Below are 24,749 nucleotides of genomic sequence, written 5' to 3'. Positions count from 1 at the left end.
AGTTGCGTGGTTATTTATTGGTTACGCATTGCAAGTTGGAGTATCCCACAATGTCTGCCGAATCTCGTGATCCGCACCCGGCTGTTGCCTTGACCGCAACCGAAACGGCGCGTCCGGCATGTTCCCCGTCACTCGGTGCCCCTATCTCCGAGGACGTGGCGCGGGTATTCGTGGGATGCGACCCCAACAACTGCGATCTCGAGCAGATGATGGTGCTGGAGTACAGCCTGCGGCGACATGCGTCCATTCCCGTCGAAATTCATTGGATGCAGTTATCACGGGATCCCGCAAGCCCTTGGTATTCCCAACCGGAGCAAGACCGAGGCTGGCGTACCGATCTCTGGGTCACACCGTTTTCCGGCTTCCGTTGGGCGATCCCGGCACTGTGCGGCTATCAGGGGCGCGCCATCTACATGGATGCGGACATGGTCGTGCTCCGGGATATTGCCGATTTGTGGCGTACCCCTTTTACGTACGGACAGATACTCGCCGCGACGAAGCGCAAGAAAAAAAGTTGGCGCTACTGCGTGATGGTATGGGATTGCGCCGCCGCGAAGGACCATTTGCCGCCACTGGATGCATTACGGTCAACACCCGAAGCGCATGCCAACCTGATTCATTTTTTCAACGACCATCCAGAATTTACATATCGTCTCCACCCCGACGAAAACAACGTCGATGGGGAAAATCGGCCACTCAGCGATATCCGTATTTTGCATTACTCGGACATCGGCACCCAGTTCACGCATAAATATGCGTTTCCGCGCCTGGCGGCCGAAAGATCGAAACATTGGTTCGATGGCGAGGTGCTTCCGCATCCGCGGGCGGACTTGCAAGCGTTGTTCGATCAGTACCACGCCGATGCGCTTGCCGCGGGCTATACCCTTGACCAATACCGGAATGCGCAGCCCTTCGGTGCAATCGTCAAGGCCAGCCAGGTGAACTACACCGGCAATCGACGCACGCGGCGCATGTCATTGTGGTCTCGTATCAAATGGCGGCTTCGGGGCGGTCGCGCCAACGCTGTCGCAGGCACGATGGCTGCACGGCAGGAGACGGTCAAATGACGAGCGCCGACAGCATCGCGAATGGCAGGATCACGGGAACGGGCGGTGCCGCGGCAAGTTCCCCCGATGGCGAGACAGTCTCGCATGTTGGAAAGGCTCGGCAATCCGATAGGGATGCTGAAGATAGACAGACAATCGAAGACGCCGCGCACGCCGACGATGCTGACGTGGCCCCGCGCCGCGCCACCGGGCGCGGCCGCCTGGACCGGGCGTGGCGCCGAATGTATGCGGCGGCGTTGAAATCCCTGTTTCGTGCAACGCATTCCGCCGAGCATCGACATAGCGAGCGCCTTTGGCCGCACGGCAAGGTCTTTCGCGATGCGGAAGGACGCGTGACGGATTTCACCGTGTATGGTCATTCGTTTCCCCTTGCCAACGACGCAATGCGTCGTCAGCGCGCCTACAGGGAACGCGGAACCTCGGCCATGTGCGAGGCGCAGGGCAGGACGGGCGTAACCCTGAACGCTCGCCCACCGCTGCATCTTGTTGCATGCGGCCCGTCGATCGCCGCTATCGATTATGACGTGCTGGTCAATGCCGCGCCGTCGCACAAGCGCATGGGCGTCAACGGCGCAGTGGCGCTGACACGCCAATACGGCATGCATTTCGATTATTACTGCATCACGGACAACGGCTTTATCCGGCACCGTGAAGACCTGGTCGCGCACATCATCGCGCAAGACCTGGTGCTGTTCACCACGCCCATCTGCTTATGGACCATTCTGCAGCGATTTCCGCAATCGGCGCTGCAATGCCGCGTGTTCCTGATAGAGCGCGTAGGAATGCAGGCCTTACGCCCGCACGAGTCCTATGCCGAGGTGGTGGCGCGATCGGACGGCACCATGACACAGTTCGTCACGCCGATGCCGCTGGGCTTCAGCCACGACATCGCGAGAGGCGTGTTTCCCGGCGGCACCGTCGCTTTCGAGGCACTTCAGGTGGCAACCTGGCTGGGCTATGACAACCTCTACCTGCATGGACTCGACCTCGGCAACGCGGCGGAGAAACCGCGTTTCTACGAAACCGACGACGACCGGCTGCCGACAATGATCCATCGCCAACTGGCCGGCGAGATCCTGCCCTCGTTCACGCATGCCGCGCCCATCCTGAGGGCCAGGCGGGTACGCGTGACCAACCTGTCGCTGGAAAGCGCATTGGACCATGCGGTCTTTCCGAAGGCGGATTGGCGCACGCTGCCGTTCGTCCTGGCCCACGAAGCCATCAAACGCGCACGTTGCCCCGCCGGGGTGACGCGCGGCCAATGGGAAAATCGCCCGGCTGCCGCGTAATCAGAAGCCGAGGGACATCCCGAGGCGCGAGATCACCATCAGCAGGATCTGCGTGATCACGAAGAGCGCGAGCGGCGAAAGGTCCATGCCACCGATCAACGGCAACACCCGGCGCAGCGGATTCAGGAACGGTGCCGTCAGGATGTCGAGCAGCGCCATCGTCGGCGCGCGCGGATTCAGCCAGGACATCAGCGCCATCAACAAGGTCGCCCACATCAACAGGTTGACAGCCCATTTCACGGTGGTCAGCAACGCAAACGCGAAGACCAACGGAAACATGTCACCCGGATCACCGCCAGCGACGGCGACAACCAGCAACAAATAGAGGAGGGCAACGACATAAGCCGCAAGCAGCGTCGCCCAATCGACACCCCCGGTTCCCGGCAGCACCCGCCGTAACGGCACCACGATCCAGTCGGTGATCTGGAACACCCCCTGTGACACCGGGTTGCGCGGTGGCATGCGCACGGCTTGCATCCACGCCCGCAATAGCAGGGCCGCGCCGAACAGCGTAAAAACGATGTCAATAAGAAAACGGGCGATATCGCCGAACATGCTGACTCCTGAATCCATTCAATGGTAATGCGCGCCGGGGATTGTCGCACGACACGACGACCGCCGACATGGCACCGCGGCCCTGTTGTTTGTTAGCCCGATCGGGCCGGCACCACCTCGCCGCCCACGTCAGGCAGCGGAGCAAGCGGCGAACGCGCTAATTCGACATAGCGGTGACGTCCCCCGGCAGGTTCGGATGCCATGAGGGCAATGCGCTTATACGACCACTCCAGCGCTGCAAACGGCAGCGCCGAGACCACGCCGCCCAGATCCGACGGCATGGCGTCACGCAGCAGGCTAACATGCGGGCGAAACGGCTCATCCTTGAGCGAGAGACCGGCTACGGTGATCAGCTCGCTCAGACCGCGGTGCAAGGCCAGCAGGTTTGTCACGCCGCTGGCATCCTGTGCGGCGGCAACGTCCGCCTCGGTGCGACCGCTGCCAGCCCCGAGACCGTCTCCCAGACCGGCCCAGACGATCCGGCGGCGCCCGAACGCGCCGAAACGCCCGAAGGACAACGTGCCAGGCGGCACACTGTAGGCCGTGGTCATCGCCGCCAGCACCGGCAGCCGGTCCGACGGCACCTGCCCCAGAAACAGCAGCGTCAGGTGCAGCGACTCGGGCGGCAAACGCCTCCCACCGCAGCGGCGCTGCGCCTGGAGCGCCCGCCGTGCCAGCGACTCCCGCACGGTTTTATCCGGCAACAACGCAAAAAATAAGCGCATCTGGGATCTCCGCTGAATCCTGATGCTGCCCTGCCTGTAAGGCTTTCGTCAAGCCGGACGACAACCGAACGCACACTCGCGCCCGATTCGCACCATATGCTCATAACGAAAAAGTCGAATGATTTCAGGTTGTTTCGCCCAGTTTTGACTGTTTTCACGAAAAGCGGCTCTCTATAATGCCCTGTTCATTCCCGCACCATGCCGAGGGAAAGTCTCACGCGTGGCTTCATGCCGCAACGATCTCCCCTCGGCACTGCTACTCAACGCTGCGACGCCGCACTGCTCGACCGTATGGCCTTATCCGCTTCCCGAACCGCCCCCTCCGGCATTCACGCCGCCGTCTCCGATGCGCTTGCCGACGCCACCGGTGGTCCCGCCACCGGGCTCGATGCGCGACGAGGGACCGGCAACCCCACGCCGCCGCCCGCACCCGGCAAGACGCGCAAGTCCCGGCGCGTGCTGCCGGGTTTCGGCCTGACGCTGGGTTTCAGCCTGTTCTATCTGTGCCTGATGGTCTTCGTGCCGTTGTCAGCGCTGTTCTTCAAGACCGCAGGCCTGGGCTGGGATGATTTCGTCACCGCAGTCGCGGCGCCCCGCGTGTTGGCAACCTACCGCGTCACGTTTGGCTGCGCACTGATCGCCGCGTTGATCAACCTCGTCTTTGGATTGCTGATCGCCTGGGTGCTGGTGCGCTACCGCTTCCCCGGCAAGCGTATCATCGACGCCCTGGTCGACCTGCCCTTCGCCCTGCCGACTGCCGTGGCCGGTATTTCGCTGACAGCCATCCTGTCGAACAACGGCTGGCTAGGTCAGTACCTGTCGCAGGTCGGTATCCATCTGGCCTATAACCCCGCCGGCATCGTCGTTGCGTTGACGTTCATCAGCCTGCCCTTCGTCGTGCGTACCGTGCAACCGGTGCTGGAAGATAGCGAAGCGGAATTGGAAGAGGCGGCCGCCAGCCTGGGTGCCACGCGCTGGCAGATTTTCTCACGCGTGATCTTGCCCGCGATTTCTCCGGCCTTGCTTACCGGATTCGCCATGGCGTTCGCACGGGCGGTAGGCGAGTACGGCTCGGTCGTCTTCATCGCCGGCAATATGCCGATGGTGTCCGAAATCACGCCGCTGCTGATCATGGTGAAGCTTGAGCAATTCGACTACGCAGGGGCATCGGCGGTGGCGGTCGTGTTGATGGTGGTATCGTTCGTACTGTTACTGGCCATCAATGGCCTGCAAGCCTGGCAGCGCAAACTACTCGCGGGAGGCCGCAAATGACCTCTCCCGCATTAAGCCGTCCAGGCACGCAGACGGGCGCCGCCACGCGCATCCGGCGCGGCACCGAAGAATCCCCTTGGGTCCGCCGGCTGCTGATCGGCATTGCCTTGCTGTTTATCGCGCTGTTCCTCATCCTGCCGCTGCTGACCGTGTTCGTCGAAGCGCTGCGCAAGGGCGTGGGCGCTTACTTTAGCGCATTGCGGGATCCCGATGCGTGGTCCGCCATCAAGCTGACGCTGCTGACCGCGGCCATCAGCGTGCCGATGAACGTGGTGTTCGGAGTGGCAGCCGCCTGGGCGCTCGCGAAGTTCGAATTCCGTGGCAAGGCCATCTTGATCACGCTGATCGATCTGCCGTTTTCCGTCTCGCCGGTGGTGGCGGGTCTGTCGTACGTGCTCGTGCTCGGCGCGCAGGGATGGATCGGCCCCTGGCTGATGGACCACGATATCCAGATCATATTCGCGGTACCGGGAGTCGTGATCGCCACGGCATTCGTGACACTTCCGCTAGTGGCGCGCGAACTCATTCCGTTGATGCAGGCGCAGGGCAGCGACGAGGAGCAAGCGGCCATCGTGCTAGGCGCCAGCGGCTGGCAGACGTTCTGGCATGTCACGCTGCCAAATATCAAATGGGGCTTGCTATATGGCGTCATCCTGGCCAATGCACGGGCCATGGGAGAATTCGGCGCGGTGTCCGTTGTCTCGGGCCATCTGCGCGGGGAGACAAATACGATCCCGCTGCAAGTGGAAATTCTGTACAACCAGTTCCAGATTCAGGCAGGGTTCGCGGTGGCATCGCTGCTCGCCTTGCTGGCACTGGTCACGCTGGTGATCAAATCCGTGGTGGAGTGGCGGCATGAACGCGAGATGAAGCGGCTCGCCGACCTTCCAAGCGAACGTCCGGGTCAGGTCGCGGACGCCGTCCTGATCGCGGGCGCCGGCGCCGCGCCTTCCGATGTTGCCCGCGCCAACGGGCGTCCCTGAGGTTTCCGATGAGTATCGAAGTTCAACACGTGAACAAGCGCTTTGGCGATTTCCAGGCGCTGAACGATGTCAACCTGCATATCGACCAGGGCGAGCTGATTGCGCTGCTCGGACCGTCCGGCTGCGGTAAGACCACGCTGCTGCGCATCATCGCCGGATTGGAGACACCGGATAGCGGGCAGATCCTGTTCTCCGGCGAGGACAGCACCGATGTGCATGTCCGCGAACGCCAGGTGGGTTTCGTATTCCAGCACTACGCGCTGTTCCGCCACATGACCGTGTTCGACAATGTCGCGTTCGGGCTGAAGATCCGCCCGCGACGCGAGCGACCGCCAAAGGCCGAAATCCGGGAAAAAGTGCACGCACTGCTGAAACTGGTGCAGTTGGACTGGCTGGCCGATCGCTATCCGTCACAGTTGTCCGGTGGGCAACGCCAGCGTATCGCGCTTGCGCGGGCACTTGCCGTGGAGCCGAAGGTGCTGCTGCTTGACGAACCGTTCGGCGCGCTCGACGCCAAAGTGCGCAAGGAACTGCGACGCTGGTTGCGTCGCCTGCATGAAGAATTGAACGTGACCAGCATCTTCGTCACGCACGATCAGGAAGAAGCATTGGAAGTGGCCGATCGGGTGGTGGTGATCAACCGTGGCCGCATCGAGCAGAGCGGCTCACCGCTGGACGTCTGGCAGAAGCCGGCAAGTCCGTTCGTCTATGGCTTCCTCGGCGATGCAAACCGGTTCCAGGGCACGGCGCGGGATGGCCTGATCCACGTAGGCGACTACACGTTCCAGACGCCCGGCGCGGGACACGTCGCCCCGATACATGACGAGGCCGCCACGGCAAGCACTGCCGGCCATGCGGCAACGGCTGCAACCCCGGATGGCGAGGCGAACGCGTTCGTGCGTCCTCACGATTTCGAGATCACGCGACCGGCGCCGGGCCACCACGGCATTGCCGCGCAATTCAGCCGCGCCGTGGTGGTCGGTGCGGTGGCCAAGCTCGAACTGCTCGCGCCGGCCGAGTCGGTAGGCATGACGCCCACTGCCGGCGCGGGCGCGGGCATCGCCGTTATCGAGGCGCAATTACCGGCGCAGCAGTTCCTGAACATGCAGCTTCAGGAAAACGAGTCGGTGTTGTTATCACCGCGTCGCGCGCGCGTTTTTGTCGGCAATGCCACGATCGACATCGGCACGCCGGCCGCCGCTGAAAGCTGACCCGCCACGTGGCGGCATGCCGTGCCCGTCACACCGATGGCGCGCCGCGCCAGTCACGCAGATGCGCCAACAGCGCGCCACCGTACCGCGTGCCGAACCACCGCGCATGCCCCAGCAGATAATCGTCGTAAGCGACGGCGGCGGCTTCGCCGAGACCTAGCACACCAGCAAAGTAGCCAACCTCGGACAACGCGAACTCGGTATGCACGATCGGCAGCAACGCGATCAACGCGGCGCGATCCGCATCGGTCAGCGGCGTGACGCTGTGATAGCCATTCAACAAGGCATCGACCTGGTCCAGATGGACGGCGCGCGCATCCGATTGCACAAGCCATTCGATCGTGTTGCGTTCAATCGCGAGCGCGAGATCCACCAAGGCGCACGTCCGGTCGGCAAGTCCAAAGTCGAGAATCGTGCCGACCTCGGGCGTACGCGGTGTCGATGACGGTGCACCCGCGCCACGCCACAACATATTCGAGGCATGCCAATCGCCATGCGTCCATAAAGGCGCCAGGCCGGGCGCCGCATCCGCACCCTCGGCCTCGAGCAGCGGGACGAGCCGCGCATGCCAGGGGCCGATCGTCGCCGCGATGTCTTCACGCCACGGCCGCATCGCCAGCGCCTCTTGCAACAGCGGCTGCGCCGCTACCCAGTTTTCCAGCGCTGGCAATAACGCCGACGCACCAATCACCTGGTAGCTCGACAGCAACAGCCGGGGTGGCCGCGCCGGCGCATCGTAGCCGCGGGACGCACGATGCAGCCGCGCCAATGCGGCACCGGCTACCCGCGCATGGTCCACCCGCCTGAAGGGTTCCCACGACATGACGTCGCGATAGTCATCCTGGCCTTCCCCCATGCCATGCACTTCGTAAGTCCATTCACCGATCTGGACGGCCGTGCGTCCCAAGCGGTCATGCAGGACCTGCGCCACCGCCATTCCCTGCCGTTGCAAATGCGCAATGAACCGATGCTCTTCCGCCAACGCCGCGATGTCGCGCAGGCGTTCATGGTGACGCTTCACAAATAGCGTTTCACCCGTGGTCAGCCTGACCAATGCCGCGGCGGCGAATGGTCGCGGGCTATGCCATGAAATGACGTCGATTTCGCCCGCGATCCGGTAGGAGGAAAGCACGCTGGCCAGTTCGCTGACGATCATCAGCGGCCAATCTCGATCGGCCTGCTGTCCGTGTATGCCGAACTGGCCTGACTGCCCGAAGGGACGCCCGGCGGTGCCCGCGAGATTCCCCCTGTCAGCGGTATTGTCACCACGCCTCCCCGCGCCGCTGGCAGGATTCGATGGCACGGGCGAACGGGGGGCCGGAACCGGGGACGGCACGGGCAAGCCTTCCGACGTCCCGCCCCGCATCACCCGACGCCCGAGGGTCAACGCACGACGCCAGTTACGCCAGCCGATCAATGCCAGCACGACGAAGCAGGCGTATAGCAAGGCTGTTGGATAGAGCCCCTTCACCAAGAACATCCCCACATATATCAGGTCGAGCAGGACCCACAGTCGCCACGACGCAATGAATCGGCGCGCCGTCCAATACTGCGCGACCAGACTGAATGCCGACAAAAAGGCGTCCATCCAGGGCAAGGCGGCATCGGTCCACACCGACATCATCAGCCCCAGTGCCGCGCCGCCTAGCGCGCCACATCCCAGACCCTGGCACAAGAGACGCCACGACGGCACCTGGACATCCACCAACGCGCTGGCCGCCGCCCGTGTCTCGGGGTGCCGCCAGCGCCACCAGCCGTACAACTGCATCACGGCAAATGCGGCCTGCAACAGCATGTCCGAATACAGCTTCGCGTCATGAAATATCCATGCATAAAGCGCGACGGACACCAGTCCCACCGGCCAGCATGCCATCCAGCGGCGCGCCGTCATCCAGACTGCCAGCGCACTGACCAGCACGCCCGCGATTTCAATTCCTGACATCGTGATTCCTACGAAATACCTGCCCGAAGCGGCCGCCGTCCCTTAGAAATCGTACGTCAGGGACAGCCGGGCCGTGCGTGGTGCGCCCAGGAACAGATAGGCGTCCCCCTGCTGCTCGCCCGCATCCTGCCAATAGTACTTGTTGAACAGATTGTCGATCGACAGGCGGATCGTAGTCCGATGCCCGCCGATTCGGGTCTCATAGCGCGCCCCGGCATTAAAGACGAAATAGGCGGGAACGCGGGCCGTGCCTTCTTCATTGGCCGTCTTGCTGCCGCTGAACACCATGCCGCCCAGCAGATGCAAGCCCGGCACTGGATGCACCGCATAATCGGCGTACACCGTCGCGCGCATCGCCGGCACATTGATGACTTGATGGCCTTCGTAATCCGGAGAGCCCGTACCGGATGCCCGCGCGCGAATGGCGGCCACGCTGCCGTTCAGCGTCAGGTCACGGCTTGCACGACCGGATACGTTCAACTCGACTCCGGTATTGCGCTGGGTGCCATGCTGCACGAAGGTATAGGTGCCGGTACCGGCATCCGGATCAGCGAATTCGAACGGCTTGTCGATCGTGAAGACCGACAAGCCCACGCTCAATGCATCACGCCAATCGTACTTGATTCCGCCCTCCACTTGCGTGGAAAGCAATGGCGGCAGGAACGCGTATGCATTCGTCGCGCGGTACGGGGCCTGGGCGCCAAGCGACAGCGTCCTGCTGTACGACGCATACACGGAAAGTGGCGTCACAGGCTTGTACACCACCGCCAGTTGCGGCAGGAAGGTCGTGCGGTCCGTGTGCGTGGCTACCGTGTCGATTGCTGCCCAGCTGCGCTGCCGCAAGAACACTTCGCGACCACCGCCCAGGATCTGCCAATGGTCGCCGATCGACACCTTGTCCGTCGCGAAAAGGGCATATTGCCAGGCGTCGAGTTGCCGGAAGGACGGACCGGCCTGATTCTGTGAGGGATCGAAGGTCAGGTCCGGGCCGTAGATATTCTCGCTACCGACGTAGTCGTTGACCGCCGTGGTCATGCTGACCACGCGCCGCTGGATATCGACACCCAACGACACGTCATGCCGGACCGCCCCCGTCCATACACGGCCCGTCACGGCGCTGCGCACTTCGTCGTTACGCCGGTATTCGCCAGGGCTGCGAAAATCGTAGACGTCGAAGTCGCCGTTCGCCCCGAAGAAGTACGGCGAGGTGGCACCGCTGGCGCAACTCGGCGCATAGTAGCAACCGTAGGCGAAAGCGACGTTGTCATCGATCATCGTCCGGCTGCGGCTGATGGCAACGTACGCGCGCCAGTCGTCGTTGAACTGGTAGTCGAAGCGTCCGCTCAGGTTTAGTGCATCGGTGGTCGTCGGCTTGGCCCATGGCTGCGCGCCGAGCAACTTGCTGGCGGAGGCGGCGGACGGCACCACGGTGCCGCCCAGCAGTTGATAGCCGGACACCGACTTCTGCACCAGTTGCTGGAACTCGGCGTCCAATTGCAGGCTGGCGCGTGGTGTCAGGTTCCAGTCCAGGGCAACCGAGCCGAAAGTACGCCGGCCGTTGGCGCCATCGACATACGAGTGCGTATCTTCCTTGGCCGCGTTGACGCGAAATCCGAATGCATTGTCGGTACCGAAGCGTCGACCAAGGTCGACGGCCGCCGACGTCGATCCGCGACTGTCCGTGCCGACCGTCACGCTCTGCACATTTTCCGGACGCTTGGTCACGAAGTTGATGATGCCGCCAGGCGCGACTACACCGCTCTCTATCCCCGCCAGCCCGTTCAGCACTTCCACGCGCGATTTGTTTTCAAGTGCGAACTGCTGCTCACCCGATGCGCTCATCCCATTGACCTTGATCGCGCTGGCGAGATCAATCGGAAAGCCGCGGATCGAGAAACCCTCGTAATACCCCACCGGCGCATAGGCGTTGCCCACCGATGCGTCATTACGCAATACGTCGCTGAGGCGCTTGGCCTGCTGGTCGGCAATCAATGCCGCGGTCATCACCGTGATCGATGCCGGCGTGTCACGCAACCGTGCGTCCTCGTCCCCGGTGATCGACGAGGTTCGTGCCCGATAATGGTTCGCCGCGCCGCCGTCTTCGCCCGGCGCGGTGACCGCTACGGCGGGCAATGCATTGTCGGTCGCCGAGGCGCTAGCCGCTGGTGCGGACGCCGTCGTCGCCGCCGCCGCCGCGGCTTGCGCCAGCGCAGCGTGCGGGAGCGCGCCGGCCAGCACCGCGCAGAAGATGAAAGGTACCCTGGGCACCCAGCCAATCGACACCGAAAATACTGCCCCGCGCGGCTTTCTCATCCTGTCCCATTATTTTACGAATCGTCGCGCGCATAGTAACGGCAGTGACGCCATCCGTAAATTACAGTGCGGTTTGCTGCATAGCAACATGTCGCGTTAATGCGGAACATGTCCCGTGAGTACCAGCATTACAGTCAGGGTCAACAGCGAACAGACCGTGGTCAACAAGATGACCTGCGACGTGATGACCGCTTCGCGTTTATAGAATTCCGCCAGCATGAAAGGGCCGGTGCCGGTCGGCAGCGCCGAAAGCAGCACGGTGATACCGAGTATATCGCCAGACATGCCAAGCCACCGACTGGCTAGCCAGAAGGCGAGCAAAGGCTGGATGATCAGTTTCAAGGCAGCTAGCGCCACGGTCGTCGGCTGCAGACGTGACGACGGACGATCCTCGGCGAGAAACAGCCCGAGGCTGATCAGCGCGCACGGACTTGCCGCCTCGCCCAACAGTTTCAGAAACATCTCGGCGCTTTGCGGCATGCTCACATGCGCCGCGGCGACCAGCCCTCCCGCGATCGGCGAGACGATCAACGGATTCTTCGCCAGCGACTTCAGCACCTTTCCCGCAAGCTTTGCGGGATGACGTTCCGTCTGCACGCCAATCTCGATCAAGACGATCGCGCCGGCAAACAGCACGCAGGCGACGATGATCGTCGCGATCGTGACGGGGGTGCGGCTTTGCACCCCATACAGCACCATCCCCAACGGCAAGCCGATGTAGGCGGTGTTCGGATAGGCTGCCGCAATGGCATCGATGCTCGCATCGGCGAGGTGACGGCCTGCTCGCAGTCGCCAGGCCAGCACGACTGCAAAAATCCCCACCGACACGAGCGTGAACGCCAGGATAAACGCCGGCTGGTCCATCTGGGCCCAGGTGGCGTGCGCCATCACATCGAACAACAAGGCCGGGAGTGCCAGCCAGACCACCATCTTGTTCAATTCGGATGCAGCCGTCGGCCCCATGATCCGACGCTTTCTGCACAGGTAGCCGGCAAGGATCAATGCAAAGATCGGCAGCAGTATTTCAAAAGTGGTCAACATCGTGCTGAAAAACCGGACTTGGAATATTAGGACAGCCGCGAGCATAAACCAGTCAATTGATACAATCCAATGTTTGCTTCCTTTCAATTCGTTATTGTCGCCGCATCGTGAATGTATCAAGACGTAACGTAGCGTACGGTGTTGCCTGGTACTTTTCTTGGCAAACATGTTTCGGCATGCCGAATTTTGATCGAAGCACATGTCGAGCGCGGCTGAATTGTGTAATCTATACGGGCCGCTTTACAGATTCGTCTTGCCTGTCGCGTACCTGTGCGACGCCTTCGTCCGTTCGACGTTTCGCCGCTCCGACTCTCTGATGTAACAGATTAGTGACTACGCGATGACTACACCGTCTTTTGCGCCATCCGCCGTGGCGCAGCAGTTTCTCGTGCCCCGGGACATCGACCCGGTCAACAAGCCTTTGCTTTCGCTGGTTGTGCCGTTCTATAACGAAGGGGAAGTAATCGATGCATTTTTCGCGGCGGTTGTCCCGCAGTTGGAGGCATTGACCGAATTCGATTTCGAGATCGTATGCGTCAACGATGGCAGCCGTGACACCACGCTGCAGCAACTGGTGACGCATGCGATGGCGAACGGCAAAATCGTCGTGATCGACCTGACCCGCAACTTCGGCAAGGAATCGGCATTGTCGGCCGGTCTCGACGAAGCACGTGGCGACATCATTGTCCCGTTCGACGCGGATTTACAAGATCCGCCGGCGGTGATTCCGAAGTTGATCGAAAAATGGCGTGAGGGGTACGACGTCGTGGTGGCCAAACGCGCGGACCGGAGTTCGGACTCCATGATGAAACGGAAGACGGCGGCGATGTTCTACCGTCTTCACAATCACCTGTCGGATGTCCCCATCCCTGAGAATGTAGGCGATTTTCGCCTGATCTCCAGGGCCGTCGCCGATGCATTGAAGCAGTTACCGGAGACGCGTCGCTTCATGAAAGGCTTGTTCGCGTGGGTAGGCTACCCCACCGCAACGGTGGAATACGCACGGGAAGCGCGCGTGGCCGGTGACAGCAAGTTCTCGGGCTGGCGCCTCTGGAATTTCGCGTTGGAAGGTTTTACCAGCTTCAGCACGCTACCGCTGCGCGTGTGGACCTATCTCGGCGTGATCTTCGCCTTCTTTGCGTTTTTTTATGCGTTCTTCCTGATTCTACGCACCTTGGTATTCGGTGTGGCAGTACCGGGGTATGCGTCCATTCTTACCGTCGTGCTGATGCTTGGGGGCATGCAATTGATCGGCATTGGTGTGTTGGGCGAGTACGTGGGACGGATTTACTTCGAAACGAAACGCCGGCCAATCTACCTCGTCAAACGCCGCTATGAACAACGCTCACGTGGTTGATACGCGTACCGCGCAGTCGGTCACGACGCTTCCCGCCCATCCGGATGACGCACGAATGTCGGCATCGATAGACCCACCGTCCGAAGTGCACATGCCGCCGGGCACGCGGCGCACCCCGCCGCCGCGCCCGGTGCCAGCCGCAAGAAGCAGACAATTCATCCAGGCCGCGTGGGCCATTCTCGCACTCGCCGTCGCGATGCGATTGCCCGAACTGACCAGCCGGTCTTTCTGGACCGACGAGGCTTACAGCTTCTGGTTTTCGAGCCTGAGTTGGCATGATCTCTGGCAAGTCATGCCGCAATATGAAACCCACCCGCCCTTCTATTACTCAGCATTGAAACTCTGGATGGGGCTGACGGGGAGCAGCGAAGGCGCAATGCGTGCCTTATCGGTTATTGCCAGCATTGCCACGGTGGCGATTGCCACGCATGCGCCACGTTGGATCAAGCCGGGTCCGCGAGCCGAGTATATCGGCCTCATCGCAGGGGCATTGCTCGCGATCAATGCCGGCAGTCTCGAATACGCGCAACAAGCGCGTCCCTATGCGCTGCAAGGTCTGAGCTGCACGGCAATGCTGCTGCTGTCGTGCCTGTATCTGCAACGTCTGTTTGCCTTCCAGACGGCGTTTGATCCGGCGGCGCCCCACGACGCCGACACAGGCGGCGCTTTTGCCGCGTCGGCACCATCCACGACCGTTCCGCTCTCGACGCGGCGTGCCAACACGCTGCTGCTGTGGCTCGGCCTAGGAGGCTGCGCGGGGATCACACTCTGGCTGCACAATACGAGCCCCGTCATCATCATGGCGAACTGGCTCGCAATGGGCGTAGTCATCGTTTTCTTTGGTGCCGGCCGGCGCCTGCCGCTGCTGATGGCGGTCATCAAGCCGCTCCTGCTGGCGTTGGCCCTCTGGGCACCCTGCATACCGATACTGCTCGAAGAATCGCGCACGGTCCATTCCGCTTTCTGGGCCGAGGTTTCACCGGCAATGCTGAGCTGGCCATTGACACTGTCGGCAGGCGGGCGCGCAGCCACGATTCCGGTCCTGTTGCTGCTGGTCTTCGGCGTGGTGCGGCTATATCAAAAAGGCCGTACGTGGGCAACCTTGACGGTGTACGCGATCATCGCGCTTTTCCTGCCCATGACGCTTTTGTTCGTAGTCTCGTACCTGTTCAAGCCTGTCTTCGTGACGCGGACGATGGCCTGGATGACAACGCCAGTCATGGTGCTGGTCGCCTGCGGTATCGGACTGATGCCCGGCCGGGCTTGGCGACGTCACGCCATTCTCGCGGTCGTCGTGTTGCTGTCACTGGTTGGCGTGCGGGCGTATTTCCTGATGCCCACGGAAGACCTCCGCAAGATCGAGCAGACGTTGGTGCAACAAGTGCGCAAGGATGATTTGCTGCTGATTTATCCGAACGAGGTGGCCGTGGGAATCAACTATTACACCCACCGCTTCCAAGACAACCTGCCGGCCGTGCAGATTCCGGCTGACTATCCGGCGTTAAACATGCCGCGCGACTATTTGAGCAGCAACAAGGGCGAGCCGGCGGTCATTCCCTCGGATATCCCGCGTATCAAGGCAATGATGGCGGGGCACGAAACCGTGTGGCTTGCGCGTCGAACCGCGGTGGAAAAAGGGCATCCGGACCTGGTGCGCGAAGCCTTGATCGCGGAGCGAGGGCAGCCGGTCAAGACCTGGCACTTCGGCAGCATCGATATCCTTCGCTTTGATGCGAACAAGAACGACTTGGCCGGCATCGCAAAATAGCCGGTGCAAGCGCGCCACGAGGAAAGGGCTTGTGGGTGGACGCGAATCGACGCACCGTGCCACGCCCTTCGATCGATGTGCTTCGTGGCGCTATTGCTCAGCAGGGAAAGCGGCCCACGTTAAATGCCGTATCCGGATCAGACGTCACCGGCAACGCCGAGGCGATCAGGCCCTGGCGCAATGTCTTCATCAAACGGTCGGGCACACGCATGGCCGGCGCGCGCAACGGGCCGCCATTGAACCCGGCCAGCCAGTCCTGATACTTCCACATGGTGCGGTTGAGCACGCCGGTACCGCCCGCGTAGGTCTGCGCCGCCCCGCCGTTGGCATTGCGCGCGGGATTAACGCGCCAGTACATCGCCATGGCCTCTTCCCACTGGCCATGGCGCGCCAGTTCGAACGCCTTCGGATAGTAGTCGCTCATCCATGCGGTGTTACTGGTGCCGGAGAACTGGAGTTTCATCACGCTCATCAGTGGAATCGCATCCCCTTCGATCGGACAACTGATCACGACCTGCTCGCGAAAGTGGTGGTACATCTCGCAGATCCCCGCTGGTAGCGGAAAACCTTGCTCCGACTTGATCGCGACAATATTTGGGCAATCGTCGAGAAGGCGACGGACCAGGTGTACCGGCATGCCTGCGGGATGAACCCGCTCGAACCCCCAGAGCGGGATGGGAAATAACATCACCGCCAGATCGGTCTCGTCGCAGAACGTTTTCGTATAGTCGTAGATTTCCTGTTCCGTCGTGGGCCAGAACTGAGGAGGATATGACAGCAGCACGATATCCGCGCCGGCTTTCTCCGCCAGCTTCACCGCTTCGATGTTCTCCGCAAGCGTTCCGAATGCCGCATGAAAAAAGAGGCCAAGCCGGTTGCCCGCTGTCTCGCGTGCCCATGCAGTGAACTGTGCGTTCTCCTGGGGCGTAATGGCCACTTCGCTGCACAACAGCGTATAACGGAAACCGAATGTGATCGCCCGTTCAATGTCGTGGCGGATGCCGCGTTCATTGAGATGCTTGAGGTCCGCACTGTAGCTGGGAATGGTAACGGCCGAGCAACCAATCAGGTGCTCCTTTGCCCATGCGCGAGCGTCGGCTTTCTTGTAGGTAGCCATAAGGCATTTCTCCGATTCCGGATTGAGGTCAATATTATTTGGCAACCGGCACGATGCTCACCGGTAACGGCGTGCCATAGCCCTTCACCTTGGCGAGTGCGAACAGCATCTCCGCGATGACCACGTCCTGCAGTGCCGAGCCCACCGATTTGTAGAGCACGATGTCGGCCTGGGAACGTCGCGGCGTCACCTCGCCCGAGACCACGGCCGCGAGAGAGACGAGTTTCGCCTCAAGTGCGAGGCCCGCGCGCATGGCCGCGATGCCGTCACCGGTATCGTGCGCGACTTCATCGGGCATGTCGGCCACCACGCACACGGCCCGGGCCATGGTTTCTTCGTCCACCTCCCGCTGCTCGGGCAGGGTCGAGCCGAGCGATACCACGGTTGCCCCTGCAGCAAGCCACGCGCCCTGCAGAACCGGCGACTCGTCGCGACTGCGAGCGGCGCAGATGACGACATCGGCGTCGCTTACGGCACGTGCGGGGGTGTCGACAGGGCACACGTCGATGCTGCCGGCGAAACTGCGCGCAAAACGTTCACGGCTCGATGGATTGGGACTGAAGACCAACACACCCTGCAGCAGGCGCGTCGCGGCGAGGCAATCGAGCGCGCCACGCGCCTCGAAGCCCGAACCGATCACCCCTACACGCAGCGGCCGGCGGGGCGCCAGCCGGTCGATCGCCAGCGCGGCGGTGGCCGCGGTACGCAGTCCCGTCACACGATTACCGTCGATCAACGCGGCAAGGCCCATCGTGTGCTGATCGAAAAGCGAGATCAAATAGCTTGCGCGTCTTATGCGCGGCGACGCGGCAATCAGCTTCGATCCCATGTGACCACCAGCAGGCGATATCGCGGTCAGACCGCGCAACCAGATACCATCGCCGCGCGCCATCGAACGCGGTGGGACCATCGCGTCGGATATCTGTCCGGCATACGCCTTTGCGAGCGCGGACACCGCGGGAAACCAGTCGACGAGCGATGCAACGTCGGCGTCGCTTAGAAAAAGCGTGGGGGGAAGGGCCTCGCTCGGCCGCGTATCGGACATGGTGTGGGCGTTGGCGTAAATGACCAACCCACTATAGGGAGCCCGTGCGCATTCGTGTACTGCTCAGCATCGAAAGCAGTTATGCATTTTGTCGATAACCGGATCAGCGCATCGGCGCAAATACCTCGAGCTTTTCGATCAGGCACCGAACCATCCGCGTGGCGCGGGTATGGGGACGACGCGGCGTATCCACCAGTACCACGAAGCGTTCGAGCCCGGGCTGGACGATGCGTGATGCGGCCAAACGTGCATCAAGCCTGCCTGGCATGACCGAGGCGATCGCATAGCCTCCGCCCGCGGCGACAATCTCATACTGTAATCGCACCGAGTCCACCTCGACAGTCACTTCCAGTGCCAGCGCGTGTTCGACGGCGAGGCGATCAAGACGCCCGCGCAAGGGATGGGGGCGGCCCGGGACGACCAGGGGTATACCAGAAAGTCGGGCGAGCGGAATCTCCTTCCCTGCGACCAACGTATCTTCGCGCAGCCCCACGAGATTGAGGGGCACCGTGGCAAGGACATGAGCGTCCTTGACGCTCGCCGCGTCGTCGCGCAAGACCACCGCCATGTCGAGACGGCCCTCGTGGAGTTGCTCTTCGAGCTGGGCGCTTGCGCCTTCCACCAGATGCAGTCTGACGTCCGGCAATTGCTTTTTTACCGACGCGAATAACGGGCCGGCCAGCTGGTCTACCGCGGACGGCAACAAACCGACCAGCACTTCACCCTTAGGCTGCCCACGCGCGCTGCGAATATCATCTGCCAGCGCGTCTGCGTGTTCAGCAAGATGCACGACGCGCGGCAACACGTATTGGCCGAATTCGGTGAGAACGACGCCGCGGCCCGTGCGTCGAAAGAGCCGCTCGCCACACTGCTGTTCGAGCAGCGCGATGTCCCGGCTGACAAGCGATTGCGGCATGTCGAGCGCGATGGCGGTTTTGCTGAGACTGCCCAGGTTCGCCACGCGCGCGAAGACTTGCCATCGCGGATCGAGAATGGATAACGTGTCGGCCGCTTGATGGACATCGACCTTCGTGTGCCCGCCTGCCGCCCTGCTCGCAACCGTCTTCATCATACCGCGTCCAGCATGCCATCCATGGCGAGCACCGACTCCCTTATCAGCATGCGCAGCCACGCAATGCCCTGGTCCGACGTGCGATGTTTGTGCCATTGCATGCACTGCTCCATCTTCGGCATCACCATCGGCATGTCCCTGATCGCAATCGGCAAGGCGCGCGCCGCTTCCCTTGCGAGCCGGGAATGCATTGTCGCGATGCGGTGCGTCCCGACTACGAGATGCGCGGCGGACAGAAAACTGAACGTACTCGCCTCGACCCGTCGGGACACGCCGAGACGCCTCATGAACGCGTCTTCGAGCGCGATGCCACCGCCGCCGGGATGCACGACCACGTGGCCCGCGCGCAGATAGCGGTCGCTTGTCATATCGCCGGTTGCGAAGTTGCTTTGCTCCCACAACACACAACAGAACGTTTCCTCCAGCAGTCTCTCGGACGGATGTTCCGTCGAACAGAAGTCCTTGGGAATGATCGGCAGGTCAGCTTCGCCTCGTTCAAGCACACGTTGCGGGTTCGAGACCTGAGGCCGTAAGTCGAAGCTCACCCCGGGGGCTTCCCGATAGGCGCGCTTCAGCACGTGCGGCATTAGCGTCATCATCGTGTAGTCCGATACCAGCAATCCGAATAGCCGGTTCGACTGCGACGGCACGAACTGCGGCTGCGCGGCCACGGTCGCATCAACCCGAAGCAGAATATCGCGCACGGGGTCCTTCAGCCCTTCGGCACGTGAGGTGGGTTCCATCTTGCGCCCGACCTGGACGAGCAAGTCATCGTCGAAGTATTCGCGCAGTCGGGCCAGCGCGTTACTCATCGCGGACTGGCTCAGGTGAATTTTTTCCGCGGCCCGGCTGATACTTCCTTCGGTCAGCAAAGCGTCGAGCGCCACGAGCAGATTCAGATCGAGCTTGTTGAAGCGCATGTGCCTTGTCTCCGTTTATTGTTTGCTGCCTGTTTTAACGCCGATACGTTCCGGCATCGATCGGCGTTAGGGTTTCTCCCAAAAGCATTCAGGCGACCCATACACCGAATGGATGCAATCCATTTGAGTGTTATATCAGCGCATCTTAATCTAATCCCCATCCCGACAACATTGAATTCACACCCTGCATCGGGACCGGTTGAGACGTGGGGTCGGCCGGGGACATACATGCGTTTCATCGCATTCAATAAACGATAAGAGACAAGTCGACTCGCCCGTGCGGCGCTGGCGATGAGGAGACAAAAATGCGTAAAGGATATCTTGGGGCGATCGCTGCTTCCATAGGATGCATGCTGTTTGCCACGCTGGCGTCGAAGCACGCGTATGCGCTCGAAGGCGGGGTTTCCCCTTATCCGGCCGGCGCGGTAGGCACGAACATCGCGGAAATGCCGCCCATACCCGGACTGTTCGCCCTGGAACAATTCAATTACAGCTTCTCCAATGGGCTTTACGGTAATAACGGCGAAAAATTACCGTTCCGTTTTCACTCGTCGACATTTTCAGCGACCACGCGTCTGCTCGCGTCCTATCCCTTTACGTTACTAGGCGCGAATGTATACACGCAGTTGGTCTTGCCGGTCGTCTCGCTGCACACGAATGTTGCGGGCCAACGCGGTACGCAAAACGGGCTGTCCAATATCACGCTCTCTCCCGTCGTGCTGAGCTGGCACCTTGCACGGAATCTGACATTCACCAGCGGCTTTGACATTGCGTTCGAGAACGGTTCGTACAGCCCGTCGAAAGCGAGCGTGGCAGTGGGCTATACCTCGCTACAACCGGTGATTTCGCTGCGCTACAACGTGCCGAACGGGATTGACCTCGGTGTTTCCAACCGCGTGATGTTCAACCGTGAAAACAGCGAAACGGCTTACCGTTCCGGCACGGCGTACGTCGGCGAATTCGAGGCCGGATGGAACTTCGGCAAATGGAAGATCGGCATGGTTGGCGCGTACCTGAACCAGTTCACGGACGACCGGCAGAACGGCTCGGTGGTCGTCGGCAATCGCGCAAAGTCGCTCGCCCTCGGCCCGTCCATCGTGTACAACGCCGGCCCCTTCAACATCAATCTGAACTATCAGCAGGGCATCTATGCAGCCAATACATCGAAGAGCAACGCGATCTGGCTAAACCTCGCGATCCCGTTGTGGGCAAAGCCACCAATCCCCAATACGGGCCACTAACCTGATCATGAAGGACTGACATGTTTCGCTACTTTCCCACGAACTACGTCTGGAACCTCTCCGTCGATCTCGCGATCGAGATGGGGGCGCGCATTGGCGAAATCGAAGTGATGTGCGCGCCACTGCAGGAGGCCGCGAAGCAGCCCGATGCCGAAGGAACACGTGCATTCAGGCAAGTCTGGTCAAGCATGGCCGATCGCCTGTGCGATCTCGCCACCGAAGACGAAGCACGCGGCAGGTTCCTGTCAGCAGGTGAAAAGTACAAGCGCGCCGCGATCTATCTGATCACCTGCGAGCGGTTACAGGCGCACGACGCACCGGCACGCGTCGACCTATACCGCCGCGCGCTCGATACCTTCTCGATGGGGGTCAAGCTGCTCGGCGAAAACTGCGAGCACGTCACCATTCCGTATGGCGACAGCCACCTTTCAGGCCTGCTGGTCAAAGCCAGGGGCGCGAGCGCGCGCAGCCCCTTGCTCCTGCAAGTGAACGGACTCGACTCCACGAAGGAGATGAAATACCTCGTCGGCTTGCCAGGATGGCTGGCGGCGCGCGGCGTGTCGTCGCTGATCGTCGATCAGCCCGGCACCGGCGAGGCATTGCGTCTCGAAGGTCTGCATGCCGTGTACAACACCGAGATCTGGGCAAGCCGGATCGTGGACTGGCTCGAGACGCGCGAGGACATCGATCACAGACGCATCGGCATGGAAGGCGTTTCTCTCGGTGGCTACTACTGTCCGCGCGCCGTGGCGTTCGAGCCGCGCTTCGCCTGCGGTGTTGTATGGGGCGCGAATCACGACTGGCGCGACGTACAGAAGAAACGCCTGCAACGCGAAGGCAGCTTACCGGTGCCGCACTACTGGAACCATGTGTGCTGGGTGTGGGGCGCGAAAGACATCGACACGTTCATGGAGATCGCACAAGACGTGCATCTGGACGGCGTGCTCGACCGCATCAAGGTGCCGTTTCTCGTAACACACGGCGAGAAGGATTCACAGATCCCGGTTGCGTGGGCGCATCGCACGTACGAACAGCTTGTGAACAGCCCGAAGCGTGAATTGAAAATCTTCACCGATCGGGAGGGCGGCGTCCAACACTCCAGCTTCGACAATTCGATCAACGCCGGACAGTACATCGCCGACTGGGTGGCTGAAACCTTAGGCGGGCATACCGCTGTCTGACTCCCTTCTTTTTATTTTGAGAATAATGATCATGAATATCATCGGCACCGATTCGCTTGTCTTCGGCGTGGACGACGTGGCGAACTGCAACGCATATCTTCTTCATTATGGCCTGCTGCCTATTCGTGCCGATGAAACGGGCGGCCGGTTTGAAGCGCTCGACGGCACCGCGGTCGAGATCCGGCGAGCGGATGATCCGACATTGCCTCCCGCGCTCGGCACCGGAAGCATGCTGCGCAAGACAACCTACGGCGTGGCGGACGCCGCAACGCTGCAGGCTATCGCGGAAGAGCTGCGACGCGACCGCGAAGTCAAGCAACTCGCGGACGGATCGATTGAATCGGTCGACGACATGGGGTTCGCCCTCGGCTTCCAGATTACAACCAGAAAACCTCTCGCGTTGCCCGCGGAAGCCATCAACGCGCCGGGCGCGCCCGCGCAACGGCCGACCAACGTGGTTGCGGTGAACGACAACGCGGATCTCACGCCTCGCACGCTTTCGCACGTCGTCTATTTCGTGCCCGATGCAGACAAGGCCGAAGCGTTCTATGTGGAACGCCTGGGCTTTCGTTGCTCGGACCGCTTCACCGGGGTTGGGCCATTTCTGCGCCCGGCCGGCACGCTCGATCATCACACGCTGTTCATGATTCAAACGCCTCCGTTCATGAAGGGCTGCGAGCACTTCACTTTCCACATGGGTGGCCCGACCGCCGTCTTGCAAGCCGGCACGCGCTTTGTGGAGAAGGGGTATCAATCATTCTGGGGGCCAGGGCGTCACAGATTCGGGTCGAACTGGTTCTGGTACTTCAATAGCCCGCTGGGTTGTCACGTGGAGTATGACGCGGACATGGACCTTCACGACGATGAATGGACCGCGCGCGCGGCGCCGATGAGCGCCGACGGCTCGCAGTTGTTCCTGTTCCAGCATCACGAAAAATGGGTGCCGGGCGGACCGCCGACAAAGCGCCCCGAGTAAAGGAGACGACGCCATGCCCGTTGCCGCGTTACCGATCCATCTCGTTCGTTTCGATGACCTCGACGACCCCGAGGCGCGCGGTTTCGATCCCGCGGGCGCGGGCCACGACACCGTGCTGGTCGTTCGTCGCGGCGACAAGGTATTTGCGTACCTGGATGCGTGTCCCCATTACGGCAACACGCCGATGGCCTGGCGCAAGGACGCGTATCTGAATAGTGATGGCACCCGTATCGTCTGTTTCGCGCACGGGGCGCAGTTCGATATCGCAACGGGCGAATGCCTGGTGGGCCCCTGCCTTGGACAACGGTTGACCCGGCTTGACACGGCAGTGACGGCGCACGGCGACGTGGGCGTCTTCATGCCGACAGGCGCGGTATCACAGCACGACGAAAGCACGGCCGAAGGCGAAGGGTAGCGCGAGCAAGGAGGCGCGGCGGCGGGTTGTCCGGTTGGAAACAAGCCCTGCACCGATTCGAAAACAAAAAACACGTGTCCGCATGCATCCGACATGCGCGGACGCAAGAACAAAACAGGAGACACCAACATGGCGACCGTTCGGCATGTGCTCATCATCGGGGGCGGCTTTTCCGGCATGGCCACTGCGATTCAATGCGTAAAACAAGGGCTGAAAGTCGATCTTGTCGAGATAGACCATGCGTGGCGCGCTTATGGCGCGGGCATCAGCATCGGCGGTCCGACGCTACGCGCGCTAAAGACTATCGGTGTCATCGACGCGGTCATTGCGCGTGGTTACTGCGACGACGGCGTTGACCTTTTCACATCGAGCGGCATGCCATTGGGGCAACTGCCAACGCCCCGCGTCGCCGGGCCCGATATCCCTGGCGGCGGCGCGATCATGCGGCCGATATTGGCCGACATCCTCGCCACGGCAACGCGCGCTGTCGGCGTACATGTGCGCCTTGGCTGTACGTTCACGGAGATCGTTCAACACGACGAAGGCGTTGACGTGACGCTCACTGACGGTACGAAGGCCACCTATGACCTGGTGATCGGTGCGGACGGCCTTTATTCTAAAGTCCGGCAAGCCGTGTTCCCGGACGCGCCGCATCCGCGCTATACCGGCCAGGGCATCTGGCGCGCGGTCGTGCCCCGCCCCACCGAGATCACACGCGTGACAATGTGGATGGGGCACAAGGTCAAGGCTGGGGTGAACCCTGTTTCACAAGACGAGATGTATGTGTTCATCACCGAGGATCGTCCAACAAACGCGCGCCTCGATCCCGATCGCATGCCACAGATGCTGCGCGACCTGCTTGCGCCTTTCAGCGCACCGATGGTGCAGTCCGTTCGTGATCAGATCGGCCCGCATTCCACCGTCATTTACCGGCCGCTGGAACGCTTGCTCGTGCCACAACCGTGGTTCGCCGGGCGTGTGGTGCTCGTTGGCGATGCGGTGCATGCAACAACGCCTCATATGGCTGCCGGGGCGGGTATCGGCATCGAGGATGGCATCGTGCTCGCCGAGGAACTCGGCCGCGGTGCGACGCTGGCGACGGCCTTGCTTGCGTTCCAGTCACGCCGTTGGGAGCGCTGCCGCATTGTCGTGGAAAACTCCGGTCGCCTTGGCGAAATCGAGATCTGCGACGGCGACAAGGTAGAACATGCCCAGATCATGCGCGAGACGCTGACGAGCTTGACGCAACCAATTTGATA

Annotated in this window: 20 protein-coding genes and 2 pseudogenes; 12 read left to right on the top strand and 10 right to left on the bottom strand. The window is 61.6% G+C overall.

Features of this window, described 5'->3' with window-relative positions; all coding sequences use genetic code 11:
- The first annotated feature begins 50 nt into the window (after window positions 1-50).
- Complete coding sequence (locus SJQ66_RS15325; protein ID WP_320534977.1) at window positions 51-1,067, top strand: glycosyltransferase; 1,017 nt, start codon at window positions 51-53, stop codon at window positions 1,065-1,067.
- Window positions 1,064-2,356: a WaaZ-like lipopolysaccharide core biosynthesis protein gene (locus tag SJQ66_RS15320; protein ID WP_320534976.1), complete on the top strand. Its 1,293-nt coding sequence runs from the start codon at window positions 1,064-1,066 to the stop codon at window positions 2,354-2,356. The genes SJQ66_RS15325 and SJQ66_RS15320 overlap by 4 nt, the downstream gene beginning before the upstream one ends.
- Here SJQ66_RS15320 and SJQ66_RS15315 read toward each other — a convergent pair whose 3' ends face one another.
- Window positions 2,357-2,911, bottom strand: a complete 555-nt coding sequence (locus SJQ66_RS15315; protein ID WP_036009847.1) for a YggT family protein — start codon at window positions 2,909-2,911, stop codon at window positions 2,357-2,359. It lies immediately after the preceding gene.
- Between the two features lie 92 nt (window positions 2,912-3,003).
- Complete coding sequence (locus SJQ66_RS15310; protein ID WP_024903537.1) at window positions 3,004-3,636, bottom strand: 2'-5' RNA ligase family protein; 633 nt, start codon at window positions 3,634-3,636, stop codon at window positions 3,004-3,006.
- Between the two features lie 228 nt (window positions 3,637-3,864).
- On the opposite strand from SJQ66_RS15310, the gene cysT reads away from it, so the two are divergent.
- From cysT to SJQ66_RS15295, 3 genes are read left to right on the top strand one after another with little or no spacing between them, the layout of a single operon-like run.
- A complete protein-coding gene (gene cysT, locus SJQ66_RS15305; protein ID WP_236693384.1) occupies window positions 3,865-4,908 on the top strand; it encodes a sulfate ABC transporter permease subunit CysT in 1,044 nt (347 codons plus the stop codon).
- The gene (gene cysW / locus SJQ66_RS15300) at window positions 4,905-5,891 is read left to right on the top strand and encodes a sulfate ABC transporter permease subunit CysW (RefSeq protein ID WP_024903539.1); all 987 of its coding nucleotides are present in this window, start codon (window positions 4,905-4,907) and stop codon (window positions 5,889-5,891) included. Before cysT ends, cysW begins: the two co-directional genes overlap by 4 nt.
- Window positions 5,892-5,899: 8 nt before the next feature.
- On the top strand, window positions 5,900-7,102 hold the full coding sequence (locus SJQ66_RS15295; protein ID WP_024903540.1) for a sulfate/molybdate ABC transporter ATP-binding protein: 1,203 nt from the start codon (window positions 5,900-5,902) through the stop codon (window positions 7,100-7,102).
- A gap of 28 nt (window positions 7,103-7,130) precedes the next feature.
- Here SJQ66_RS15295 and SJQ66_RS15290 read toward each other — a convergent pair.
- From SJQ66_RS15290 to SJQ66_RS15275, 4 genes and pseudogenes are all read right to left on the bottom strand, one after another.
- A pseudogene (locus tag SJQ66_RS15290) lies at window positions 7,131-8,303 on the bottom strand (phosphotransferase); the annotation flags it as partial.
- A gap of 189 nt (window positions 8,304-8,492) precedes the next feature.
- A pseudogene (gene pnuC / locus SJQ66_RS15285) lies at window positions 8,493-9,044 on the bottom strand (nicotinamide riboside transporter PnuC); the annotation flags it as partial.
- A gap of 42 nt (window positions 9,045-9,086) precedes the next feature.
- A complete protein-coding gene (locus SJQ66_RS15280) occupies window positions 9,087-11,357 on the bottom strand; it encodes a TonB-dependent siderophore receptor (RefSeq protein WP_081764926.1) in 2,271 nt (756 codons plus the stop codon).
- A 96-nt stretch (window positions 11,358-11,453) separates the two neighbouring features.
- Complete coding sequence (locus SJQ66_RS15275; protein WP_024903543.1) at window positions 11,454-12,398, bottom strand: AEC family transporter; 945 nt, start codon at window positions 12,396-12,398, stop codon at window positions 11,454-11,456.
- A gap of 340 nt (window positions 12,399-12,738) precedes the next feature.
- Here SJQ66_RS15275 and SJQ66_RS15270 point away from each other — a divergent pair, with 340 nt between their 5' ends.
- Window positions 12,739-13,755, top strand: a complete 1,017-nt coding sequence (locus SJQ66_RS15270; protein WP_052738166.1) for a glycosyltransferase family 2 protein — start codon at window positions 12,739-12,741, stop codon at window positions 13,753-13,755.
- Complete coding sequence (locus SJQ66_RS15265) at window positions 13,733-15,523, top strand: glycosyltransferase family 39 protein (protein WP_157685706.1); 1,791 nt, start codon at window positions 13,733-13,735, stop codon at window positions 15,521-15,523. Before SJQ66_RS15270 ends, SJQ66_RS15265 begins: the two co-directional genes overlap by 23 nt.
- 97 nt (window positions 15,524-15,620) lie before the next feature.
- Here SJQ66_RS15265 and SJQ66_RS15260 read toward each other — a convergent pair whose 3' ends face one another.
- The 4 genes from SJQ66_RS15260 to SJQ66_RS15245 all read right to left on the bottom strand — a co-directional run bounded on the left by SJQ66_RS15260 (window position 15,621) and on the right by SJQ66_RS15245 (window position 19,677).
- Window positions 15,621-16,640, bottom strand: a complete 1,020-nt coding sequence (locus SJQ66_RS15260) for a dihydrodipicolinate synthase family protein (protein WP_024903545.1) — start codon at window positions 16,638-16,640, stop codon at window positions 15,621-15,623.
- Window positions 16,641-16,674: 34 nt separating this feature from the next.
- On the bottom strand, window positions 16,675-17,685 hold the full coding sequence (locus SJQ66_RS15255) for an ornithine cyclodeaminase family protein (protein WP_253463621.1): 1,011 nt from the start codon (window positions 17,683-17,685) through the stop codon (window positions 16,675-16,677).
- 103 nt (window positions 17,686-17,788) lie between these two features.
- Window positions 17,789-18,757 carry a LysR family transcriptional regulator gene (locus tag SJQ66_RS15250; protein WP_024903547.1) on the bottom strand — a complete coding sequence of 323 codons (969 nt, stop codon included), beginning with the start codon at window positions 18,755-18,757 and terminating at the stop codon, window positions 17,789-17,791.
- Window positions 18,754-19,677: a LysR family transcriptional regulator gene (locus SJQ66_RS15245; protein ID WP_320534975.1), complete on the bottom strand. Its 924-nt coding sequence runs from the start codon at window positions 19,675-19,677 to the stop codon at window positions 18,754-18,756. Before SJQ66_RS15245 ends, SJQ66_RS15250 begins: the two co-directional genes overlap by 4 nt.
- A gap of 305 nt (window positions 19,678-19,982) precedes the next feature.
- On the opposite strand from SJQ66_RS15245, the gene SJQ66_RS15240 reads away from it, so the two are divergent.
- The 5 genes from SJQ66_RS15240 (at window position 19,983) to SJQ66_RS15220 (ending at window position 24,747) form a co-directional block, all read left to right on the top strand.
- Window positions 19,983-20,918 carry a SphA family protein gene (locus tag SJQ66_RS15240; RefSeq protein WP_024903549.1) on the top strand — a complete coding sequence of 312 codons (936 nt, stop codon included), beginning with the start codon at window positions 19,983-19,985 and terminating at the stop codon, window positions 20,916-20,918.
- Window positions 20,919-20,938: 20 nt separating this feature from the next.
- Entirely contained in the window at window positions 20,939-22,099 is a 1,161-nt protein-coding gene (locus SJQ66_RS15235; protein WP_024903550.1) for an alpha/beta hydrolase family protein, read from the top strand.
- A 31-nt stretch (window positions 22,100-22,130) separates the two neighbouring features.
- Window positions 22,131-23,075 (top strand): VOC family protein, encoded by a 945-nt coding sequence (locus SJQ66_RS15230; protein WP_320534974.1) that lies wholly within the window; start codon window positions 22,131-22,133, stop codon window positions 23,073-23,075.
- Between the two features lie 13 nt (window positions 23,076-23,088).
- Complete coding sequence (locus SJQ66_RS15225) at window positions 23,089-23,490, top strand: Rieske (2Fe-2S) protein (RefSeq protein ID WP_320534973.1); 402 nt, start codon at window positions 23,089-23,091, stop codon at window positions 23,488-23,490.
- Between the two features lie 129 nt (window positions 23,491-23,619).
- On the top strand, window positions 23,620-24,747 hold the full coding sequence (locus SJQ66_RS15220) for an FAD-dependent oxidoreductase (protein ID WP_024903553.1): 1,128 nt from the start codon (window positions 23,620-23,622) through the stop codon (window positions 24,745-24,747).
- The last annotated feature ends 2 nt before the right edge of the window (window positions 24,748-24,749 follow it).

This window comes from Robbsia andropogonis (assembly GCF_034047095.1).
Lineage (GTDB): Bacteria > Pseudomonadota > Gammaproteobacteria > Burkholderiales > Burkholderiaceae > Robbsia > Robbsia andropogonis.
The sequence above is the reverse complement of the archived record's forward strand: the minus strand, read 5'-3'. Positions and strand labels throughout refer to the sequence as shown.

Coding starts and splice junctions, on each gene's coding strand:
- SJQ66_RS15325 (WP_320534977.1), top strand. CDS start 51: ATGTCTGCCGAATCTCGTGATCCGCACCCGGCTGTTGCCTTGACCGCA.
- SJQ66_RS15320 (WP_320534976.1), top strand. CDS start 1,064: ATGACGAGCGCCGACAGCATCGCGAATGGCAGGATCACGGGAACGGGC.
- SJQ66_RS15315 (WP_036009847.1), bottom strand. CDS start 2,911: ATGTTCGGCGATATCGCCCGTTTTCTTATTGACATCGTTTTTACGCTG.
- SJQ66_RS15310 (WP_024903537.1), bottom strand. CDS start 3,636: ATGCGCTTATTTTTTGCGTTGTTGCCGGATAAAACCGTGCGGGAGTCG.
- cysT (WP_236693384.1), top strand. CDS start 3,865: ATGCCGCAACGATCTCCCCTCGGCACTGCTACTCAACGCTGCGACGCC.
- cysW (WP_024903539.1), top strand. CDS start 4,905: ATGACCTCTCCCGCATTAAGCCGTCCAGGCACGCAGACGGGCGCCGCC.
- SJQ66_RS15295 (WP_024903540.1), top strand. CDS start 5,900: ATGAGTATCGAAGTTCAACACGTGAACAAGCGCTTTGGCGATTTCCAG.
- SJQ66_RS15280 (WP_081764926.1), bottom strand. CDS start 11,357: ATGAGAAAGCCGCGCGGGGCAGTATTTTCGGTGTCGATTGGCTGGGTG.
- SJQ66_RS15275 (WP_024903543.1), bottom strand. CDS start 12,398: ATGTTGACCACTTTTGAAATACTGCTGCCGATCTTTGCATTGATCCTT.
- SJQ66_RS15270 (WP_052738166.1), top strand. CDS start 12,739: ATGACTACACCGTCTTTTGCGCCATCCGCCGTGGCGCAGCAGTTTCTC.
- SJQ66_RS15265 (WP_157685706.1), top strand. CDS start 13,733: ATGAACAACGCTCACGTGGTTGATACGCGTACCGCGCAGTCGGTCACG.
- SJQ66_RS15260 (WP_024903545.1), bottom strand. CDS start 16,640: ATGGCTACCTACAAGAAAGCCGACGCTCGCGCATGGGCAAAGGAGCAC.
- SJQ66_RS15255 (WP_253463621.1), bottom strand. CDS start 17,685: ATGTCCGATACGCGGCCGAGCGAGGCCCTTCCCCCCACGCTTTTTCTA.
- SJQ66_RS15250 (WP_024903547.1), bottom strand. CDS start 18,757: ATGATGAAGACGGTTGCGAGCAGGGCGGCAGGCGGGCACACGAAGGTC.
- SJQ66_RS15245 (WP_320534975.1), bottom strand. CDS start 19,677: ATGCGCTTCAACAAGCTCGATCTGAATCTGCTCGTGGCGCTCGACGCT.
- SJQ66_RS15240 (WP_024903549.1), top strand. CDS start 19,983: ATGCGTAAAGGATATCTTGGGGCGATCGCTGCTTCCATAGGATGCATG.
- SJQ66_RS15235 (WP_024903550.1), top strand. CDS start 20,939: ATGTTTCGCTACTTTCCCACGAACTACGTCTGGAACCTCTCCGTCGAT.
- SJQ66_RS15230 (WP_320534974.1), top strand. CDS start 22,131: ATGAATATCATCGGCACCGATTCGCTTGTCTTCGGCGTGGACGACGTG.
- SJQ66_RS15225 (WP_320534973.1), top strand. CDS start 23,089: ATGCCCGTTGCCGCGTTACCGATCCATCTCGTTCGTTTCGATGACCTC.
- SJQ66_RS15220 (WP_024903553.1), top strand. CDS start 23,620: ATGGCGACCGTTCGGCATGTGCTCATCATCGGGGGCGGCTTTTCCGGC.